This is a genomic window from Dactylosporangium sp. NPDC005572 (assembly GCF_040605515.1).
GTDB lineage: Bacteria > Actinomycetota > Actinomycetes > Mycobacteriales > Micromonosporaceae > Dactylosporangium.
The window spans coordinates 18,186-37,129 of sequence record NZ_JBEXCY010000062.1 but is presented as its reverse complement, the minus strand read 5'-3'; the positions used below and the strand labels follow the sequence as shown (position 1 = coordinate 37,129).

Here is an 18,944-nt window from a genome sequence, read left to right as displayed (position 1 = left end):
CGGCGGCTGGCGGTTGCCGGGTCAGGCAAACACCGGGTGGTGCGCCTGACCCGGCATTCGTTCAGGATTGCGCGCTCGGCACCCAGATACCGTCCACAATGGACGAGTCACAGGGAATCGCCTTGAACGTCTTTTCGGTCGGTTTCGGGAAGTGGTCGGAGTTGCTGAGGGTGTAGCCCTCCGGGTACAGCGCGAGCCGGTTGGCCGGGATGGGCTGACCGATCAGGGCTTGGGTCAGCTTGGCGGCGTCGGTGTCGCCGTTGGTGCGTTCTATGGCTAGGGCGATGAGCTGAACGGTGTCGTAGCCGAGGGCGCCGGAGTAGGCGCTGCCGGGATTGCCCTTGAATGCGTTCAGCAGGGGCGTGAAGTAGGTCGGTGCCGGCGATTGCTGCACCATCGAGGCGAACTCCGGCAGCTCGCAGTTCACCAGTGCCTTCTTGTCGGTCAGGGTGGTCGGGACCGTCGAGGCAGAGGCGGTGCCGGCGTAGTAGGGGATGTCGGTGGCGCCGACGGTCAAGCGGGAGGTGAACGCTCGGCCGATGGCGTCGAAGGCTGCGAAGTCGGCGTAGATGGCATCCGGCTTCGCGGCGGCGAGCCGCTGGAAGGCGACATCGAAGTTCAGGGCCTTCGGGTCCGGTCGTTCGGTGGCCACGATGCTGATGCCGTTGGCCTCAGCGACCGCCTTGATGCCGGTGACGTTGGTGTCGCCGAAGGCGTCGGCCCCGGCCAGCACCGCCAGCTTCTTCACGCCCTTGGCCGCCATCGATTTGCCGATCGAGGCGAGCTGGTTGGCCTGCGTGGAGGAGACGCCGAAGTGGTTGGGGTACTTGCTCGGGTCGTTGGCGGCGACGGACGAGGCCACCGACACGGAGAACAGCTCGGCATCGCTGACGACCGGCAGCATGCCCAGCGTCTCGGTGCTGACGCCGCCCGGCACTACGACGTCGGGCTTGTCCTTGCCGTGCAGCAGCTGGGTGATCTGCGAGACGGCGAAGGTGATGTCACTCTTGTCGTCGATCAGGTTCACCTTGATTTTGCGGCCGGCGATGCCGCCGTGCGCGTTGATGTCGTCGACGGCTGCGTTGAAGCCCTTCATGTAGACCGCGCCGGTGCCGGAGTAGGCGCCGGTGATGCCGTACACGATGGCGAGGTTGATGGGTTTGCCGTTCGAGTCGCCGCCGGCCGCGCCGTCGTCGGTGGAGCAGGCGGTCAGCAGCAGCGCGGCGGCGGCACCGGCGGCGGCGAGCTTAGAAAAGGGGTGTCTCACGTTGGCAGACTCCTCTGACTACCATCGAGCCTGTGCTAATAATGCACTCTCGTGTTCCGAGAGTGCACCCGAGAGTACTCACCACCGCAGTCGACCGCAAGCAGGCAATATGGCCGTTCGACGAGGCCAAACGGCTGGGTGGAGAGGTTTTGCTACTGCTGGCGGCGCAGCAGCAGGCCGATCGAATCGGCCGCCCGGCGCACGGCTGGGCCGGCACCGTCGGCGACGGCCACGCTGTAGGTGATGAGGTTGAGGCAGGCCCGCACACCCGCGTCTGGGTCCGGAATCCACGCCGCGACCGCGTGCTGGCCCGCCTCGAGTTCGGCATCGCTGCGGGCATAGCCGCGGCGGCGGGCCACGCTCACCCTTGGCGGCTCGCCTGCCTCGGCCGGCCGAGCCGCGAGCATCGCAGAACCGACGGCGCCGCGCGCCGCCGGCATGCGGGTGCCGGGTCGCAGCGCGATGTGCAGCGACGCCGTGGTCGGTTCGACCGCCGTCACCAGAACCGCCTCGGTGCCCTGTTCGACGAAGAGGGAGACCGTCGAGCGGAACCGATCAGCCAGGGTCCGCATGACCGGGTTCGCCACGCTGCGCAGCCCTGGCAGGTAGGCCTCGGAGAGGGTAGCCAGCCGCGCGCCGGGGATGTAGCGCCTGTGCTGCGTGCGCGTGGCGAGCCCGAAGTCCACGAGCGTCTGCAGCAGCCGGTAGGAGATGGACCGGTGCACGCCGAGCCGTTCGCCGACCTCCTGGACGGTCAGGCCATGGTCGGCGTCGGCGATGGCCAGCAGCGCGCGAAGCCCACGGGCGAGGGTCTGGTTGCCGTCTCGCGTCTTTGCCGGGCGGGCGTCGCTCATCTCCAGCATGCGGCCACGATAGCGGCATTCGCGGGCTCGTTCTGTTTCAAATAGCGATCGCGGGCGTGTATTTTGTGCGACACGGGTCGGCACTGCCGAGGGAGCAGCGATGGCGATGAGGCTGGGCGTCACCTATCCACAGAACGAACTGGGCGGCGATCCGGAGGCGTTGCGGCGCTTCGCGATTGCCACCGAGGAACTCGGATTCGAGCATCTGCTGATGTACGACCATGTGGTCGGCGCGGTCGCCGGAGTCGACCGGTATCCACCAATGCCAGTCCGCGCGTATCACGAACGGGATCCTTTCCACGATCCGTTCGTGGCGTTCGGCCACCTCGCCGCCCTGACCACGCGCATCGAGCTCGTAACCGGCATTCTGATCCTGCCGCAGCGGCAGACCGTCCTAGTCGCCAAGCAGGCGGCCGACGTCGACCTGCTCTCCGGCGGGCGGCTGCGGTTGGGTGTCGGCATCGGCTACAACCCGGTGGAGTACCACGCGCTCGGGGCGGACTGGACCACTCGCGGCCGCCGCCTCGACGAGCAGATCCCCTTCCTGCGCCGGCTCTGGACCGGCGAACCGCTCACCTTCACCGGCCGGTTCGACCGGATCGACCGGGCGGCGGTGTTCCCGCCACCGGCCCGGCCGATCCCGATCTGGCTCGGCGGCTCGTCCGAGGCGGCCTACCAGCGGGCCGTCCGGCTCGGCGACGGCTTCATCTTCGGCTACGGACTGCGCGAGGAGGCGGTCACCGCCTGGCAGCGAGTCCAGCACCTGCTGCGCGAACACGGCCGCTCCCCCGACGGGTTCCGGGTCTTGTTCAACATGCTGCCCGACGGGCCCGGCACCTGGCTGGAGCAGTCCGTCGCCGCGCTGCCGCGACTGCGCGACGCCGGTGTTACCGATGTGGCGCTGACCAGTGCACGAAATGGTCTGTCCACGGTGGAGGAGCACATCGCATTTATCACCGAGCTGAAGGGCCGCGCGGACGGGGCCCTTCAGTAGCCTCAGCTTGCTTGGGCCTGCAGGGTGAGAGCGATGTCGGTCAGCATGTCCTCCTGGCCGCCGACGAGCTTGCGCCGTCCGGCCTCGATGAGGATCCGCCGCGCATCGACACCGTAGGTCGCCGCGGCGATCTCGGCGTGCCGCAGGAAGCTGCCGTAGACGCCGGCGTACCCGATCGTCAGTGTCTCCCGGTCAACCCGGACCGGGCGGTCCTGCAGTGGCCGTACCAAATCGTCTGCAGCGTCCTCAAGGGCGAACAAGTCGCAGCCGGTCTGCCAGCCGCGCAAGTTCGCGACGGCGATGAACGCCTCGATCGGGGTGTTGCCGGCGGCGGCCCCCTGCCCGGCGAGAGACGCGTCCACCCGGTAGGTGCCCTCCTCCACGGCGGCCATCGAGTTGGCCACGGCGAGCGAGAGGTTCTCGTGGGCGTGGATGCCGACCTCCGTACCCGGCTCGAGCACGTCGCGGTAGGCGCGCACCCGATCGCGGACGTCATCGACGGTCAGCCGGCCGGCCGAGTCGGTGATGTACACGCAGTGCGCGCCGTAGGACTGCATCAGCAGCGCCTGCTTCGCCAGTTCGGCGGGGCCGATCATGTGACTCATCATCAGGAAGCCGGACACGTCCATACCGAGATTGCGGGCTTCGGCGATGTGCTGCGCGGCCACGTCGGCCTCGGTGCAGTGGGTGGCGACTCGCACCGAGCGAACACCGAGTTCGTGGGCTCGGCGCAGTTCGGCGATGGTGCCGACGCCGGGAAGCAGCAGCGTGGTGATGACGGTGCGCCGGGCGTTGGCGACCGCGGCCTCGATCCATTCCCAGTCGGTGTGGCTGCCGGGGCCGTAGTTGAGGCTGGAGCCGGCCAGGCCGTCGCCGTGGCTGATCTCCACGGCGGTGACGCCCGCCTGGTCGAGGGCGGCGACGATTCGGCCGACGAGTTCGGGCGTGATGCGGTGGCGGATGGCGTGCATGCCATCGCGCAGGGTGACGTCCTGGACGTAGATTTCGGTTGTCATCAGGCGGCCGCCTTGTCCCGGGTCGCGATCCGCTCGGCGACCCGCATCGCCGCGGAGGTCATGATGTCGAGGTTGCCGGCGTAAGCGGGGAGGTAGTGGGCGGCCCCCTCGACCTCGAGGAACACCGACACCTTGGTGTCCACCGGCCCGGCCCCGATCGGCAGCAGAATGGCCACCTCGTGCGGGTCGACCGGGGTGAACTGTACTTGTTGCACGAGCCGGTAGCCGGGCACGTAGGTCGCTACCTCGGCGACCATTCGCTCGATGGACCGGCGCACCGCGTCGTGGTCGGCGGCGCCGATGAGGCAGAAGACGGTGTCGCGCATGATGAGCGGCGGGTCGGCCGGGTTCAGAATGATGATGGCCTTGCCGCGGCGGGCTCGGCCGACGGCTTCGATGGCGTGCGCGGTGGTCTCGGTGAACTCGTCAATGTTCGCCCGGGTGCCCGGGCCGGCCGAGCGGGAGGAGACGGAGGCGACGATTTCCGCGTATGGCACCTCGGTCACCTGGGACACCGCCGCTACGATCGGGATGGTGGCCTGCCCGCCACAGGTGACCATGTTGATGTTCGGGGCGTCGAGATGTTCGTCGAAGTTGACCGGCGGCACCACGAACGGGCCGATCGCCGCCGGGGTAAGGTCGACCAGGCGCCGGCCGTGCGGCTCCAGCTTCCGTGCGTTCGCCGCGTGGGCGGCGGCGCTGGTCGCGTCGAGCACGATCTCGACGTCGGCGAATTCGGGCATGGCGATGAGACCGTCCACGCCCTCGGCGGTGGTGGCGATGCCTAGCCGGGCGGCCCGGGCGAGCCCGTCGGAGTCCGGGTCGATGCCGACCATCGCCACGACCCGCAGGTGCTCGGCCCTGCGCATGATTTTGAACATGAGGTCGGTGCCAATGTTGCCGGAGCCAACGATCGCGACTCCTGTACGTGTGCTCATGGTTGTGTGGTCCTTCCGGAGAATCGCGCGGTCACCTTGCCCAGCGGGGCGATGAGGGCCTCGAACACGTCGCCCGCAGTGACCGGCACCATCGGGCCGAGCGCACCGGACAGGACGAGGTCGCCGGCACGTAGTGGGGTGCCGATGTCAATGGCGGTGGCGGCCAGCCAGGCCAGGGCGTTGAGCGGGTCGCCGAGGCAGTCCCGGCCGGTGCCCTGGGACACGGCCTCGCCGTTGCGGCGCATTGTCATCGTGACGTCGATCGGCTGCACGGCGACGATCGGCGTGCCGGTCGTGCCGATGACGAACACGCCGGAGGAGGCGTTGTCGGCGACGGTGTCGGTGATGCCGATGCGCCAGTCGGCGATGCGGCTGTCGACGATCTCCAGGGCGGGATAGGCGTATGTCACAGCCTCCCGGACGTCGTGCGGATCCCGGATGTCGTGGCCGAGAAGAAACGCTACCTCCGCCTCGGCCTTGGGCTGCAGCAAACGGCCGATCGGGATCTCGGCGCCGTCGCCGTAGTGCATGTCGTCGAAGAGCACTCCGAAGTCGGGCCGGTCGACGCCGACCTGCCGTTGCACGGCCTGTGAGGTCAGCCCGATCTTCCGCCCGACGATGCGGGCGCCTGTCGCCAACCGGCGCTGGGTGAGCAGTTGCTGGACTTGGTAGGCAGCGTCGATGTCGTCGGGTCCGAGCAGGTCCGCGACGCCGCCACAGGCGATGCCGGTGCGGGCGGCGGTCTCCAACCGGTCGGCGGCCCTCTCGATCGCACTCATGCGGGCCGGTCCAGGAATTTCAGCACGATCTGGTCGAAATACTCCTGTTGCTCCCACTGGGGCCAGTGGCCGGCCCGTTCGATGAGCTGGAACTCCCCGGCGGGCAGGAGTTTGGCCATGTCCAGCCCAGCTTTCGCCGGTCCGGACGGGTCGTCGCTGGTCCAGATGACCAGTGCCGGGGCGGTGATGGCGGCGAGTTCGTCGTCGGTGACCAGGTTGCGCCGCCGGACGTCCGGGTCCTGCAGACACAGGATGTGCCGCATCGATTCGGCGAAGCCGGGCCGGGCATAGATGCCCTGGCGGATGGCGACCAGTTCGTCGGTCACCGACCGCGGGTCGGCCATCAGCCATTCGAGACGGGCGCGGATGCGCTCGTCGGTCGGGTTGTCGGCGGCAGCTTGGCTCAGTGCCCGGATGCGCTCCATGACTTCGGGTGTGGCCATGGTGCCGCCGGGGGTGTTCAGCACGAGGCGCCCGACGCGCCCGGGGTGGGCAGCGGCGAATTTGACAGCGACCCAGCCGCCGAGCGACTCGCCGGACAGGTGGGCGCGGTCGATGCCGAGGGCGTCCATCAAGCCGACAAGGTGGGCAATGTAGTCGCCGATCTCCAGATCGGTGTGCGCGGTGGTGGTCCAGCCGTGGCCGGGGAAGTCGTAGGCGATGACCCGGTAGTGGGCGGCGAGGGCGCGCAGGTTGCGGGTGAAGGCCTCGAGGTGCCCGCCAGTGCCGTGCATGAGGATGAACGGCGGGCCGTCGCCGCAGTCAAGCACGCGGGTGGACCACGCGCCGACCGGCACGTGCCGGATCGTGTAGTCCAGGCCGGCGAGGTCAGTCCAGAGCGTCATTGCACTTCCCAGGTTGACGGGTCGGGTGCGGCCACGGCGTGGTCGAAGCCGCGCACCATGTCCGACGCGGCGTGGGCCGGGCCGGCGCCGCCGACGATGCGGTCGGGCCGGATCAGCAAGACCGATTCGGGGCGGGCGTCGAACCAGCGTTTCAGGGAGCCGTCGAGATCGCCGATCACCAGCACATCCGGGTTCACCGGGCCAACTTCGGTCCAGTGCAGTTGCACGGCGGGCCGCGCCCAGACGAGGCGGACGCCGGTGCGGGCCAGCCGGGCCCGGGCGTCGTCGTCGAGGATCGCACATGGGTCGTTGTTCCAGGTGATCAGCGCGAACCACGGGCCGAGCGCGTCGTCGAGCTTGACCGACGGGCTAGTGCGGGTGCTGACGGTCGGCTGGATGAACATGCGGCCGACCGGGCTCGGCTCGCTGTGCACGCCGACCTTGGTGAGCGCGCCGTCGGTCATGGTCGGCATCGGTTTGAACCGCATCGTCACGATGTAGCTCTTCGCGCTGGGTACCGCGGAGATCGTACGGAAGAAGCCGTTGCGGACGGCGGCCCCGAGCCGATTGGTCACCGAGACGGCCCGGCCGACCCAGGTCGACAGGTCAATCATGGCCCGGACGTGGCGGCGGCGTTCGGTTTCGTAGCTGTCCAGCAACTGGTCGCTGGCCAGGCCGCGCAGCACCATCGCCAGTTTCCAGGACAGGTTCAGCGAGTCTCGGATGCCGCTGTTGTAGCCCTGCCCCTGCCAGACCGGCATGACGTGGGCAGCGTCGCCGATCAGGAACACCCGGCCGGAGCGGAAGTGTTCGGCCATGCGGGAGTGGTGGGTGTAGACCCGCCGCCGGATGATGTCCACCTTGGCCGATGCGGGCACGATGGGGGCCAGCAGGCGCCGGACGAACTCGTCGGTCATCGCCTCGGCTTCGGTCTCGCCGGGCTTGAGCATGAATTCGAAGCGGCGGATGCCGTGCGGGATGCTGATCGACACGTAGGGGCGGTGCGGATCGGCGACGACGTACGAGCCGGGGCGGCCGAGCGGGTCGTTGCGAATGTCGATGACGAACCAGTCGGCGGGAGCCGAGGTGCCGGCGAAGGCGAAGCCGAGCGCCTTGCGGGTGTCGCTGCGCCCGCCGTCCGCGCCGACGACGTAGCTGGCCCGGACCGTGCGCTCACCCTCGGGTGTAGTGACGGTGAGCTCGACGCGATCGGCGTCCTGCGCGAGGCCAGTAACCCGGCAGTTCCAGTGCACGTCCACGGCGTCGAAGCGGTCCAGGCCTTCGAGCAGGACACGGTCGGCGAGGGGCTGGACGAAGCCGTTGCGTCGGGGCCAGCCGAACTCCGCGGTGGGCGGGGCGAGGCGGGCGAGGTCGCGCTGTTTGGCGTCGACGAAGACGAGCAGTTGGTGCGGAATGGTGTGCGGCAGGACGTTGTCGACCAGGCCGGCGGCCTGGAAGGTGCGCAGCGTCTCGTCGTCCATGCCGACGCCGCGCGGGAAATCGATGAGATCCTGGCCCGCTTCGAATACCTGCACGCGCAGTCCGTGGACACCGAGCAGGTTGGCGATCATCAGGCCAGTCGGCCCGGCACCAACCACGGCGACATCGACCACATCGCGCGACTTGACCTGCTTCGACACCGTCACCTCGTGCACTATTTGCTACATGCCTATTCAACAATCGCTCAGAGGCTAGTAAGGTGCTCTCGCGGGTGTCAAGACCGCACGACGGCCGCCGAGAGTGGGGAAAGCCATATATGACAAACGATGCCGCCCGCCCGTGGCTCGCCGCCTACCCACCGCGGATCGACTCCGCGCCGGTCATCGAGCACGCCTCGATCGGCGCCGCATGGCAGGCCCGGGTGGCGGGCGCGCCCGGCCGCGCCGCGGTCCGCTACTTCGACGGCACCCTCACCGCCGCGGCACTGGACGCGCATGCCGACGCGCTCGCCGCGGAATTACAGGCCCGGGGCGTCGGCCACGGCGACCGGGTGGGCATCTACCTGCAGAACACGCCGCACTACCCGATCAGCCTGCTGGCGATCTGGAAGAGCGGCGCCATCGCCGTGCCGCTCAACCCGATGTATCGCAACCGCGAACTGCGCCGCCTGGTCGACGACTCAGGGACCAAGGGCATCATTGTCACGCAGGGCACCGACGCCGACACTCGGCAGACCCTGTACGGCAGCACCGTCGGCTGGCTGCTGTCCGCGTCCCCGCGCGACTTCCAGACCCGCGACGATCCCCGTGTCTTCGCGCCCGGCGATCCACCGCCCTCCCCCGACGGTGAGGTTGCCGCCATCCTGCGCGAGCGGGCCGGACAGCACCCCGACCCGGTTCCGACCGCCCTGGATGACATCGCGTTCATCACCTATACCTCCGGCACGACCGGACCGCCCAAGGGCGCGCTCAACACCCACCGCAACTACCTGCACTCGGTGCTGAACTACGGCCGATGGCTGTCGCTGCGCCCGGGCGACGTCGTGTATGCCATCGCCCCGCTGTTTCACATCACCGGCCTGTCGCTCAACGCGGGCATCGCCCTGCTCAACGACGCCACGCTGAGCATGAGCGGCCGGTTCGACCCCGCGGTCGCGCTGGACACCTTCGCCGAGCATGCGGTGACCACTACGATCGGCTCGATCACCGCCTTCAACACGTTCTTCCAGCTTCCCGCCGCCGGTCCGGAACAATTCACGACCGTACGGTTGCTGTACTCCGGCGGCGCGCCGATCCCACCGGCCACCATCGAGGCCTTCCGGGTCAGATTCGGTCCGTACCTGCACAACATCTGGGGCATGACCGAGACCACAGCCGGTGGCATCGCCGTGCCACCGGGCAGCGTGGCGCCGGTCCATCAGCCCAGCGGCACCCTCTCCGTCGGGGTACCGATGCAGAACGCCGACGTGCGCATCGTCGACGCCGCTGGCGCGCAGCAGCCGCCGGGCGAAGAAGGCGAACTGGTGTTCACCGCCCCGCAGGTCATCCCCGGCTACTGGCAGAACCCGGAGGCGACCGCGCACACCCTGCCCGGCGGGCACTTGCACACCGGTGACGTGGCCGTCATGGACGAACATGGCTGGATCTACATCGTCGATCGGATCAAGGACCAGATCAACACCTCTGGCTTCAAAGTCTGGCCGCGGGAGGTAGAGGACGTGCTCTACGAGCACCCGGCCGTCTTCGAGGCCGCTGTGATCGGACTGCCTGACGACTATCGGGGCGAGAAGGTCGTCGCCTACGTGTCGCTCCGGCCGGAAACGAGCGCCACGGCCGATGAGCTCATCGACTTCGCCCGCCAGCGGCTGGCCGCCTACAAGTACCCACGGCAGGTCACGATCGTGCCCGCACTGCCCAAGACCGCCACCGGAAAGATCCAGCGCGCGGCGCTTCGCGAACAATCCGAGGCCCAGTGAATCGCCCGCGTTTTGACGGCCGGGTCGCCATCGTCACCGGTGCGAGCCGGGGCATCGGCCTAGCCATCGCCCACCGGCTGGCCGCCGAGGGGGCCCGGGTCTGCCTGACCGCCCGCCGCCCCGAGGCTCTCGCGGAAGCAGCAGCGACGCTGCCCTCCGGCCGCGCCATCTGCGTGGCTGGCAAGGCCGATGACGCCGAGCATCGCGCTGCGGTCCTGAACACGGTGGCCGAACGCTTCGGGCGCCTGGACATCCTGGTCAACAACGTTGGCATCAATCCGGTGTACGGTCCACTGCTCGACCTGGACCCGGCAGTCGCCCGGAAGATCGCCGAGGTCAACGTACTCGGCGGCCTCCAATGGGTGCAGGCCGCCCGCCGGCACGAGGGCGCGCCGCTCGCCGAGGGCGGTGCGGTGGTCAACGTGTCGTCGGTGACCGGCCTCGTTCCCTCGCCCGGCATCGGCTTCTACGGCGTCAGCAAGGCCGCGCTGACCCACCTCACCCGCACCCTCGCGGTAGAACTGGCGCCGGCCGTACGGGTCAATGCAGTCGCCCCGGCGGTCATCAAGACGGCGTTCGCCCGCGCGCTCTACGAGGATCGTGAGCGCGAGGCTGTAGCCGCCTACCCACTCGGCCGGCTCGGCGTACCCGAGGACGTCGCCGCGGCTGTGGCCTTCCTCGCCTCCAACGACGCGTCCTGGATCACCGGTCAGACCTTGGTGATCGACGGCGGCCTGCTCAGCGCCGGCGGCACCGCATAACACACCCGAACATGGGAGAGCACCGATGACTCTGGCCGAGGCCACCCGCCGCTTCGTCCGCGACGTCGTGCTGCCCGGCGAACCGCCACCCGGGCAGCACCTCGCCGCCGACGCCCGCCGTCGTCTGCTGGACGCCGCCGAGGAGTATGGCGTCTTCGCCCCGCACGTCGGCACCGAGCTCGGTGGACGCGGGCTCGGCGTCCAGGACTGGCCGGCCGTGTTCCAGGAGGCCGGCTGCTCCGCCTTCGGGTCGGCCGCCCTGCACTGCATGGCGGCCGACGAGGACAACATGCATCTGCTCGAACTCGTTGCGACCACGGACCAGCAGGAGCGGTACCTGACATCGCCAAGACCGCTCGGGCCTGGCCGAAGATCCCCGCGCCGGCGCCGCGCTGTCGTCGGTGGCCACGGTGTACTACTCGGAGGCGGTGTTCGCGGTGATCGACCGGGCGATGCAGCTGTGGCGGCGATGGCATGACCGAAGCGCTGCCACTGGCCTGGTTCCTCAATGAAGTGCCGCCGTTCCGGGTGTACGACGGGTCGACCGAGACGCATGAGTGGGTGACTGCGCACCGGGCCACCCGGGCCCGTACGAACGAAATCGAATCGGGCCTCGAACGACGAATGGACGCGGTGAACGATCATGCTTGACCCCGAGGACATGCACGCCGTCGCCGATGGGATCGAGGTGGTGGCGACGGCCGGCGATGCGGATCCGCGCAATGCGCCGCCGCTGCTCGTGCTGGACAGGCTGCGGGGCTATCTCGACGCGCAGCACATCGGGCTCGGGCCGATCTCGTGGCGGCGGATCGGGGAGGGCCAGTCCAACGTCACCTACCTGCTGCGTCGCGGCGATGCCACGGTCGTGCTGCGGCGCGGGCCGCGCCCTCCGTTGCCCCGCTCGACGCATGACATGCGGCGCGAGGCGTCAGTGCAGCGGATGCTGGCCGGGGCCGGGATCCCGGTGCCGCGGATCCGGGCGGTCTGTACGGACGAGTCGGTGCTCGGGGTGCCGTTCTATCTCATGGATCATGTGGATGGACACATCATCACCGGAGCGCTGCCGGTACAGCTGACCGCGCCGGCCGACCGTTTGCGGATCAGCGAGCTGGCCGTGGAAGGGCTCGCCACGCTGCACGCTGTCGACGTCGGCCGGGAGTCGTTCGCGTCGCTCGGCCGTCCGCAGGGCTATCTGCGACGGCAGGTCGAACGGTTCACCGGGCTGTGGGACATCTCCTCGACCCGCGTGCTGCCCGAGGTGCGGCGGCTCTCAGCGTGGCTCGGCGCGCACCTGCCGCAGAGTCGTGGCGCCGCGCTCGTGCACGGCGACTACCGGCTCGGCAACATCATGTTCGCCGACGGTGCAACCCATATCGCGGCGGTGCTGGACTGGGAGATGGCCACGCTCGGCGATCCGCTCGCCGATCTGGGTTATCTCACCGCCACGTGGTCGACCGCGGCCGCCGCGCCCACACCGATCGAACTGTCGCCGGTGACGGCGCTGCCCGGATTCCTCGACCGCGAGGGCCTGGTCGAGCACTACGTCAAGCTCACCGGCGCCGACGTCTCGGCCCTGCCGTGGTACCAGGCCCTCGCACTGTGGAAGTCGGCGATCTTCTGCGAGGCCATCTACACCCGCTGGCTCAACGGCGAGCGCCCCGACGACACCACGTTCGCGCCGGCGTTGGAGACCGGTGTGCCGCGATTGCTAGAAGCCGCCGGGGCGGTCGCGGTCACGGCATGAAGCTGCCGCCGTTGACGTGGATCGTGGTGCCGGTGGTGTGCCTGGACAGCGGTCCGCATAGGTACAGCACCGCGCCGGCGATCTCGTCGGCCTCGGCGAGGCGGACGGGTGCGGTGATGACGCCGGAGGAGCGCGCCTCCTGAGCCTGGCCGTCCGTGGTCGGGAAGGCTCGCTCGACCATCGGTGTCAGGGTCGTGCCGGGGGCGACGTTGTTGACGGTGATGCCCCACTGGGCGGTCTCGGCGGCGAGCACCCGAGAGTAGGCGAGCATGCCGCCCTTGGCCGCCGAGTAGGGGCCGACGCCGGCGCGGCCCCGATAGGCCGCCCGCGAGGTGATGTTGATGATGCGGCCCCAGTCTCGCCCGCTCATGTCGCGAACGACGGCCTGGGAGCACACAAACATGCTCTTCAGGTGGACGGCGACCACCCGGTCCCAGGTCTCGGGCGTGAGTTCGAGGATCGTGTCGGTGGTGACGATCCCGGCGTTGTTCACCAGAATGTCGATTTTGCCGAGCCGACGGATGGCCTCGCCGACCAGGTGCGCCACCTGGACTGGGTCGGAGCTGTCGGTTGGGATGGCGACCGCGCGCCGGCCCAGCGCCTCGACCTCCTCGGCAACGGCTTTGCCGGCGTCCGCATTGAGGTCGCACACCACGATGTCCGCGCCTTCGCGCGCGAGCATCAGGGCAGCGGCCCGGCCGATGCCGGCACCGCCTCCGGTGACCATCGCCACGCGCCCGTCCACTGTCTTGGATTCGTTTGACATACGCTCATCCTTCGAAGTATCGGTGTGCTCTATTTGCACTCGGCGGCTCGATACATGCTCGGCAGCGTAGTGAGGGGCGCCTATCGGGTCAAGGACGGGAAGCCTTGACTGGCGGCATGCCCGCCGTTAGTGTCCAACCAGTTATCGAACTCCGATGTGCAGATATCGAACGCCACTGAGAGAGTGGGACGATCATGCCGGACATCGACGAGCAGGCCGCCACCTGGTTGACCCATTTCGAGACGGCCCTCGCGACACACGACAACAGCCTGTTCCAACGCCTATTCACGCCGGGCGCCGTCTGGCGGGACCTGCTGGCCTTCACCTGGAACTTCCGCCAGTTCCACGACCGCGACGCCATCGAGGCCTACCTGTGGGCCACCGTCCAGGACATCGAGCCCGCGAACTTCGCCATCGACAAAAACTTCGAGGTCGATCCGGTCTCCGCGGTCACCACCGCACCGACCGAGACGTACGAAATCAACTTCACGTTCGACACCGCGGCCGGTTTCGCCGACGGCTTGGTCAATGTGGTCTCCGATGACGACTCACCGGCCGGGCTGCGCGCTACCGTCCTGTTCACCCGGCTGACCGGCCTGCGCGACCGGAAACCGAAGTGGCCCCAGTTCGGCCGCTACAACCACCAGGAACTGGTCAACGAACGACGATCGCAGGCGCACCGCAAGAGCTACACCGACCGCGAGCCGGAGGTCCTCATCGTCGGCGCCGGACACAACGGCGTCTTCGTCGCTGCAGCCCTCGGCCGGCTGGGCATCGACGCACTGGTCATCGACAAGCACGAACAGCCCGGCGACAGCTGGCGCAAACGCTACGAATCCCTGGTGCTGCACCAGCCCCACGGCATGATGCAGTTCCTGCACCTACCCTTCCCCATCAGCTTCCCCGACTACATCTCCAAGGATCGGCTCGCCGACTGGTACGAGGTCTACGTCAAGGCCCTGGACCTCAACCTGTGGAACTCCACGTCCTTCCTCGACGGCAGCTACGACCCCGAGACTGAGCAGTGGACCGCCCGCATCCAGCTGGCCGACGGCTCCGAACGGGTCATGCACCCCAAGTTCCTTGTCCTAGCAACCGGCGGCAGCGGCACCCCCCGCATCCCCACACTGCGCGGCCTCGGCGACTTCGCCGGAACGGTGACCCACAGCGAAGGCTTCCGCTCCGGTGCGGACTACACCGGCAAGAAGGTGATGGTCGTCGGCGCCGGCACCAGCGCCCACGACATCGCGCTCGACGTCGCCGTGCACGGCGGCACCCCGACGATGTTCCAGCGCGGGCCGATCTGCATCGTCGACCTGCCCACCGCAAACATCAACTACGGCGCCTTCAACACCCGCGACGTGCCGACCGACGTGCTGGACAAGCGGTGGCTGGCGACCCAGGTCCGGCCCACCATGATGGAGAACTTCAAGTTCGTCACCGCGCTGGGCAACGATCTGGACCGCAAACTGCACGAAGGACTCGAGTCCGCCGGCTTCCAGATCGACTGGTCGCCGTATGGCTGGTTCGCCAAATACTTCGAAGTCGCCGGCGGCTACTACATCAACGTCGGCGCGTCCGAGGCGGTCATCAGCGGCGACATCAAGGTTCGGCAGTACGACGAGATCGACCGGTTCGTGCCCAATGGGGTCCAGCTGACCAACAGCGAGATCCTCGAGTTCGACGCGGTGGTACTGGCCACCGGATACGAGAACCAGCGGGTCATCCTGGAACGGTTCTTCGGCAAGGCGGTCGCCGACTCCATCGGAGACGTCGCCGGCTTCGACGCCGGCGGCGAGCCGGAACGGCAGCAGTACAAGCCGATCCCGGCCCAGCCGCGCCTGGCCATCGCCGGCAGCGGCATCTGCGCCGGACGCTGGTACGCCCCGCTCGTCGCACTCGAGATTCAGGCCGAACTCGAGCACCGCGTCCCCGCCGGGTTCACCGCCCCCGGACACCCCAGCCGCACACCGCTCTGAACAGGACGGACCACACCCCATGCGCATCGGCAGTCTGAACATCACCTCGGTCGTCGACGGTGAAGTGGCGATCCCCACCGAGACGTACTACGCCGGACACACCAACGATCAATGGCGGGAGTTCACCGCCTCCATGTGCCACTCGACCGGCAACCCGGTGCAGACCGTCGGCAGCTTCCTCATCGAAGGCCTTCCCGACCGGCTGATCCTCGTTGACACCGGCGTCGGCAACAACCCGACCTTCCCGTTCGCCGGCGGTGCCCTGCGCTCCGGGCTGGCCGCTCTCGGCGTCCACCCGGACGACATCACTGATGTGCTGTTCACCCACCTGCACTTCGACCACATAGGCTGGGCCTCCCTCTACGGCAAGCCGTTCTTCACCAACGCCACCTACCGCTGCGACCAGCGCGACTGGGAACACTTCATGGCCACCGACTACGAGATCCCCGCCTGGGAGCACGTGCTGGCCAAGCCGGAGTTGGACGCGCCGCAGCCGCGGCTCGGCCCGATCGCCGACCGGATCGAGTGCTGGACCGGCGACTCGCAACTGTTCCCGGGCCTGGAGACCCTCGACGCTGCCGGGCACACGCCGGGTACGACAGTGCTCCGCCTTACCGACGGCGGTGAGGAGGGCCTGATCCTCGGCGACGTCGTGCACGGCTACATGGAACTCGTCGCCGACGACTGGCACCTCGACGCCCACGAGAACGACGAACAGGCCCTCGCGGTGGTCTATCACTACCGGAAGTTGCTGTCCGACACCCAGGTCCCGTTCGTCGGATCGCATTTCCCGGGCATGCGCTGGGGGCGCTTCGAAGGGAATGACACCATCGTCGATCTGCCCATCCGTTGACCGAATGTTGGCTGGGCGGCGGTTCGAAGCAGGTGCGCACCCCGTGCAGTGTCCGGATCTTGGCCTTGTATTTGGCGCCCATCTTTGACATCGACGAGCGGTGTTTGCCTGCCAGGTCTTGAGCATGGAGGTCTCTACGACGCAGCGCGGAATCAGAACTGTCTCGACGAACTCGTCCAGCGTGCGCAGGTAGATGTTGGACAAGAGTGGGGAGGGGAGGCCCTGTGGAGCGCCGGACAGCATGGCCCTCAGTTCGGGTTAGCAGTGCCTTCGCAACCAAGGGTCTACGCCTTCACACCGACAATCCGGAGCGCGAACTCGCCGTGCTGCCATACCACGGTGTCCTCGGTCAGTTCGCCGTCTTCGCGGAACCAGACCGCAACCCCCATTCCCAGGTCAAGGATGGCGTAGGAGGCGAGGCGGGCGGAGCCGACGCCGAAGCGGCCTGCGCTGATCCCGGCGTTGACCAGCTCGCGGAAGCAGGCCTCGTACTCGGCTCTGAGTGCCAGCACCTCTCCGCGATGCGGTTCGACGAGGCCGCGGATCTCACGGTTGCCGACGAATGCTTCGAGCCGGTGCCTGGCGTGGTAGCGCACATGCGCCTCGGCGGCGCGGCGCAGGCGCTCGGTCGGGTCCTCGGTGGTCGCGACGGCTGCCAGGTGCGCGGCGAGCAGGCCCTCCATCGTGCTGGTCATGATCTGCGCCAGCAGCTCCTGTTTGGACGCCACATGCTTGTACAGACTCGGTCCCCGGATACCCACGGCGGCACCGATGTCGGCCATCGTTGTCGCCTCGTATCCGAGCCTGGTGAACAACTCGAGTGCGGCAGCTCGGATGTCGCCTGCCCGCGACGAAGCAGACCTGGCCATAACGCCTCCTCCACAACGGCGAGCTAATCAACCATAGCCCACGACGCAAGATTCCTTGATACCTGGGTAACAGGCCGCTACAGTCGCGGCTAATAGTAATTAGCCACTTGGAGCCAAGACATGGGCATCGACCTGACCCCGGAGCCGGTCGTCGATGACCTGGTACGCCGGACCGCCGAGTTCGTCCGCGAGACGGTGATACCGATCGAGGAACGGTGCCAGGGTGTCGCGCGCTCGGAGGAGATCAGGACCGAGCTGCAGTGGGCCGCGAAGGAAGCCGGTGTGTTCGCCCCGCACGTGGGCGCTGAGTTCGGTGGGCACGGACTGGATATGCGCGGGCGGGCCGCCGTGTTCGAGGAGGCCGGTTACTCGCTGCTGGGGCCACTGGCACTGAACATCGCCGCGCCCGATGAAGGCAATATGCACATGCTGGAAGCCATCGCGACGGCCGAGCAGAAGGACCGCTATCTGCGTCCACTCGCCTCCGGTGAGATCCGCTCGTGCTTCGCGATGACCGAACCCGCACCCGGGGCCGGTTCTGACCCGAGCGCGCTGACCACTCGCGCGGAGAAGACCCCTGGCGGCTGGCGCATCGACGGACGCAAGTGGTTCATCACCGGCGCCGACGGCGCAAGCTTCGCGATCTGCATGGCCAGAACCTCTGGCGAGCCAGGCGACAACGGCGGCGCGACGATGTTCCTCATCGACGCCGGCAACCCCGGCATGAAAAAGGTCCGCCACATCGAAACACTCGACGAAAGCCTCTACGGAGGCCACGCCGAGCTGGTGTTCGACGGCTGCATGGTCGGCGACGAGACCGTTCTCGGCCAGGTTGACGAGGGTTTTCGGTACGCCCAAGTCCGGCTTGGCCCGGCGCGTATGACGCATTGCATGCGATGGCTGGGCATCGCGCGTCGCGCCCACGACATCGCGGTGGGCCGAGCCGCCGAACGCCGACTGTTCGGCTCTCGGCTCGCGGAGCTCGGCATGGTCCAGCAGATGATCGCCGACAACGAGATCGACATCGCCGCCGCGCGTGGCCTCATCCTCCGCGCCTGTTGGGAGCTCGATCAGGGTCGGTCCGCCGCACAGGCCACCTCCATCGCCAAGACGTTCTGCGCCGAAGCGGTCTGGCGGGTGGTCGACCGGTCGCTACAGATCTGCGGCTCGCTCGGTGTCTCCGGTGACATCCTGCTCGGCCGGTTCCTCCGCGAGGTCCGTCCCTTCCGGATCTACGACGGTCCCTCCGAGACCCATCGCTGGGCCATCGCTCGCCGCGCTGTCCGGCACCACGAGCGGACGACACAATGACGGGCTCTGGAAACGGCGCGGTCGACGGTCTCGACCTGCCGGCGCTGGAGCGGTTCTTCGCCGAGCACGTCCCCGTGTTCCGCGGCGGACCGTTCACGGTGGTGGAGCACGTGGACGGCGTGGTCATCCGGACCCAGGAACAGCTGCACACGCTGCCCGCGGGGGACATCCACCGCTGCGGGCACAGCTTGGTCGATGTGCTTGCCCGGCTGCGCGCCGTCGACCCCTCCGGTGTCGGGCTCGCCGAGTTCGGCAGGGCGGAAGGGTATCTCGCCCCGGCAGGTCCGTCGCTGAAACGACCAGTGGCACCGGGTCCACACCCGTCACATCAACGACGTAGACAGACTCCATCCCCGGCTCGCCGAACAATGTCCCGCGGAAAGCGGCCGCGATTGTGCATGGCGACTTCCGGATCGACAACGCCGTCATTGATCCCGTCGACCCGGCGATCGTGCGTGCTGTCGTCGACTGGGAAATGGTTACTCTGGGCGATCCCATAGCCAACCTCGGTCTCCATCTGGTCTATGCCGCCCCCGAGTTCGAA

18 protein-coding genes and 1 pseudogene are annotated in these 18,944 nt (G+C 68.2%); 10 read left to right on the top strand and 9 right to left on the bottom strand.

Annotation, left to right across the window (positions count from 1 at the left end):
* Positions 1-61: 61 nt before the first annotated feature.
* Together ABZS66_RS27310 and ABZS66_RS27305 are read right to left on the bottom strand one after the other, a co-directional pair.
* Entirely contained in the window at positions 62-1,267 is a 1,206-nt protein-coding gene (locus tag ABZS66_RS27310; protein ID WP_354762388.1) for an ABC transporter substrate-binding protein, read from the bottom strand.
* Between the two features lie 152 nt (positions 1,268-1,419).
* The gene (locus ABZS66_RS27305; protein WP_354762387.1) at positions 1,420-2,130 is read right to left on the bottom strand and encodes a helix-turn-helix domain-containing protein; all 711 of its coding nucleotides are present in this window, start codon (positions 2,128-2,130) and stop codon (positions 1,420-1,422) included.
* Positions 2,131-2,230: 100 nt separating this feature from the next.
* On the opposite strand from ABZS66_RS27305, the gene ABZS66_RS27300 reads away from it, so the two are divergent.
* Positions 2,231-3,124 carry an LLM class F420-dependent oxidoreductase gene (locus ABZS66_RS27300; RefSeq protein ID WP_354762385.1) on the top strand — a complete coding sequence of 298 codons (894 nt, stop codon included), beginning with the start codon at positions 2,231-2,233 and terminating at the stop codon, positions 3,122-3,124.
* 2 nt (positions 3,125-3,126) lie between these two features.
* On the opposite strand, the gene dmpG is transcribed toward ABZS66_RS27300, so the two are convergent.
* From dmpG to ABZS66_RS27275, 5 genes are read right to left on the bottom strand one after another with little or no spacing between them, the layout of a single operon-like run.
* The gene (gene dmpG / locus ABZS66_RS27295; protein WP_354762383.1) at positions 3,127-4,140 is read right to left on the bottom strand and encodes a 4-hydroxy-2-oxovalerate aldolase; all 1,014 of its coding nucleotides are present in this window, start codon (positions 4,138-4,140) and stop codon (positions 3,127-3,129) included.
* Positions 4,140-5,078: an acetaldehyde dehydrogenase (acetylating) gene (locus ABZS66_RS27290; RefSeq protein ID WP_354762381.1), complete on the bottom strand. Its 939-nt coding sequence runs from the start codon at positions 5,076-5,078 to the stop codon at positions 4,140-4,142. The genes dmpG and ABZS66_RS27290 overlap by 1 nt, the downstream gene beginning before the upstream one ends.
* Positions 5,075-5,857, bottom strand: coding sequence for a fumarylacetoacetate hydrolase family protein (locus tag ABZS66_RS27285; RefSeq protein ID WP_354762379.1), 783 nt, complete (start codon positions 5,855-5,857; stop codon positions 5,075-5,077). The genes ABZS66_RS27290 and ABZS66_RS27285 overlap by 4 nt, the downstream gene beginning before the upstream one ends.
* Positions 5,854-6,702 carry an alpha/beta fold hydrolase gene (locus tag ABZS66_RS27280; RefSeq protein ID WP_354762377.1) on the bottom strand — a complete coding sequence of 283 codons (849 nt, stop codon included), beginning with the start codon at positions 6,700-6,702 and terminating at the stop codon, positions 5,854-5,856. Before ABZS66_RS27280 ends, ABZS66_RS27285 begins: the two co-directional genes overlap by 4 nt.
* Complete coding sequence (locus ABZS66_RS27275) at positions 6,699-8,348, bottom strand: bifunctional 3-(3-hydroxy-phenyl)propionate/3-hydroxycinnamic acid hydroxylase (RefSeq protein WP_354762375.1); 1,650 nt, start codon at positions 8,346-8,348, stop codon at positions 6,699-6,701. Before ABZS66_RS27275 ends, ABZS66_RS27280 begins: the two co-directional genes overlap by 4 nt.
* A 110-nt stretch (positions 8,349-8,458) precedes the next feature.
* On the opposite strand from ABZS66_RS27275, the gene ABZS66_RS27270 reads away from it, so the two are divergent.
* The 5 genes from ABZS66_RS27270 to ABZS66_RS27250 are packed head-to-tail and all read left to right on the top strand — an operon-like array spanning position 8,459 to position 12,622.
* Positions 8,459-10,117, top strand: a complete 1,659-nt coding sequence (locus ABZS66_RS27270) for an AMP-binding protein (protein WP_354762373.1) — start codon at positions 8,459-8,461, stop codon at positions 10,115-10,117.
* Complete coding sequence (locus ABZS66_RS27265) at positions 10,114-10,878, top strand: SDR family oxidoreductase (RefSeq protein ID WP_354762371.1); 765 nt, start codon at positions 10,114-10,116, stop codon at positions 10,876-10,878. The genes ABZS66_RS27270 and ABZS66_RS27265 overlap by 4 nt, the downstream gene beginning before the upstream one ends.
* A 25-nt stretch (positions 10,879-10,903) precedes the next feature.
* Positions 10,904-11,356, top strand: a complete 453-nt coding sequence (locus ABZS66_RS27260; RefSeq protein WP_354762369.1) for an acyl-CoA dehydrogenase family protein — start codon at positions 10,904-10,906, stop codon at positions 11,354-11,356.
* Entirely contained in the window at positions 11,353-11,529 is a 177-nt protein-coding gene (locus ABZS66_RS27255) for a hypothetical protein (protein WP_354762367.1), read from the top strand. The genes ABZS66_RS27260 and ABZS66_RS27255 overlap by 4 nt, the downstream gene beginning before the upstream one ends.
* Positions 11,522-12,622: a phosphotransferase family protein gene (locus ABZS66_RS27250; RefSeq protein WP_354762365.1), complete on the top strand. Its 1,101-nt coding sequence runs from the start codon at positions 11,522-11,524 to the stop codon at positions 12,620-12,622. The genes ABZS66_RS27255 and ABZS66_RS27250 overlap by 8 nt, the downstream gene beginning before the upstream one ends.
* Here the strand turns inward: ABZS66_RS27250 and ABZS66_RS27245 are convergent.
* The gene (locus ABZS66_RS27245; RefSeq protein WP_354762418.1) at positions 12,612-13,349 is read right to left on the bottom strand and encodes an SDR family NAD(P)-dependent oxidoreductase; all 738 of its coding nucleotides are present in this window, start codon (positions 13,347-13,349) and stop codon (positions 12,612-12,614) included. The genes ABZS66_RS27250 and ABZS66_RS27245 overlap by 11 nt on opposite strands.
* A 233-nt stretch (positions 13,350-13,582) precedes the next feature.
* Between ABZS66_RS27245 and ABZS66_RS27240 the strand changes: the two genes are divergently transcribed.
* Complete coding sequence (locus ABZS66_RS27240) at positions 13,583-15,367, top strand: NAD(P)/FAD-dependent oxidoreductase (protein WP_354762363.1); 1,785 nt, start codon at positions 13,583-13,585, stop codon at positions 15,365-15,367.
* A gap of 19 nt (positions 15,368-15,386) precedes the next feature.
* Positions 15,387-16,220, top strand: coding sequence for an MBL fold metallo-hydrolase (locus tag ABZS66_RS27235; protein ID WP_354762361.1), 834 nt, complete (start codon positions 15,387-15,389; stop codon positions 16,218-16,220).
* A gap of 284 nt (positions 16,221-16,504) precedes the next feature.
* Here the strand turns inward: ABZS66_RS27235 and ABZS66_RS27230 are convergent, their stop codons facing one another.
* Complete coding sequence (locus tag ABZS66_RS27230) at positions 16,505-17,089, bottom strand: TetR/AcrR family transcriptional regulator (protein WP_354762359.1); 585 nt, start codon at positions 17,087-17,089, stop codon at positions 16,505-16,507.
* Between the two features lie 120 nt (positions 17,090-17,209).
* On the opposite strand from ABZS66_RS27230, the gene ABZS66_RS27225 reads away from it, so the two are divergent.
* Entirely contained in the window at positions 17,210-18,400 is a 1,191-nt protein-coding gene (locus ABZS66_RS27225; RefSeq protein ID WP_354762357.1) for an acyl-CoA dehydrogenase family protein, read from the top strand.
* A gap of 391 nt (positions 18,401-18,791) precedes the next feature.
* Positions 18,792-18,926 (top strand): annotated as a pseudogene (locus ABZS66_RS27220) (phosphotransferase); the annotation flags it as partial.
* Positions 18,927-18,944 lie beyond the last annotated feature (18 nt).

What these genes read in the sequence shown, in the direction of transcription:
- ABZS66_RS27235 (WP_354762361.1), top strand. Translation starts at nt 15,387, where the DNA reads ATGCGCATCGGCAGTCTGAACATCACCTCGGTCGTCGACGGTGAAGTG.
- ABZS66_RS27300 (WP_354762385.1), top strand. Translation starts at nt 2,231, where the DNA reads ATGGCGATGAGGCTGGGCGTCACCTATCCACAGAACGAACTGGGCGGC.
- dmpG (WP_354762383.1), bottom strand. Translation starts at nt 4,140, where the DNA reads ATGACAACCGAAATCTACGTCCAGGACGTCACCCTGCGCGATGGCATG.
- ABZS66_RS27240 (WP_354762363.1), top strand. Translation starts at nt 13,583, where the DNA reads ATGCCGGACATCGACGAGCAGGCCGCCACCTGGTTGACCCATTTCGAG.
- ABZS66_RS27280 (WP_354762377.1), bottom strand. Translation starts at nt 6,702, where the DNA reads ATGACGCTCTGGACTGACCTCGCCGGCCTGGACTACACGATCCGGCAC.
- ABZS66_RS27225 (WP_354762357.1), top strand. Translation starts at nt 17,210, where the DNA reads ATGGGCATCGACCTGACCCCGGAGCCGGTCGTCGATGACCTGGTACGC.
- ABZS66_RS27250 (WP_354762365.1), top strand. Translation starts at nt 11,522, where the DNA reads ATGCTTGACCCCGAGGACATGCACGCCGTCGCCGATGGGATCGAGGTG.
- ABZS66_RS27285 (WP_354762379.1), bottom strand. Translation starts at nt 5,857, where the DNA reads ATGAGTGCGATCGAGAGGGCCGCCGACCGGTTGGAGACCGCCGCCCGC.
- ABZS66_RS27270 (WP_354762373.1), top strand. Translation starts at nt 8,459, where the DNA reads ATGACAAACGATGCCGCCCGCCCGTGGCTCGCCGCCTACCCACCGCGG.
- ABZS66_RS27230 (WP_354762359.1), bottom strand. Translation starts at nt 17,089, where the DNA reads ATGGCCAGGTCTGCTTCGTCGCGGGCAGGCGACATCCGAGCTGCCGCA.
- ABZS66_RS27305 (WP_354762387.1), bottom strand. Translation starts at nt 2,130, where the DNA reads ATGCTGGAGATGAGCGACGCCCGCCCGGCAAAGACGCGAGACGGCAAC.
- ABZS66_RS27255 (WP_354762367.1), top strand. Translation starts at nt 11,353, where the DNA reads ATGACCGAAGCGCTGCCACTGGCCTGGTTCCTCAATGAAGTGCCGCCG.
- ABZS66_RS27260 (WP_354762369.1), top strand. Translation starts at nt 10,904, where the DNA reads ATGACTCTGGCCGAGGCCACCCGCCGCTTCGTCCGCGACGTCGTGCTG.
- ABZS66_RS27290 (WP_354762381.1), bottom strand. Translation starts at nt 5,078, where the DNA reads ATGAGCACACGTACAGGAGTCGCGATCGTTGGCTCCGGCAACATTGGC.
- ABZS66_RS27245 (WP_354762418.1), bottom strand. Translation starts at nt 13,349, where the DNA reads ATGGTCACCGGAGGCGGTGCCGGCATCGGCCGGGCCGCTGCCCTGATG.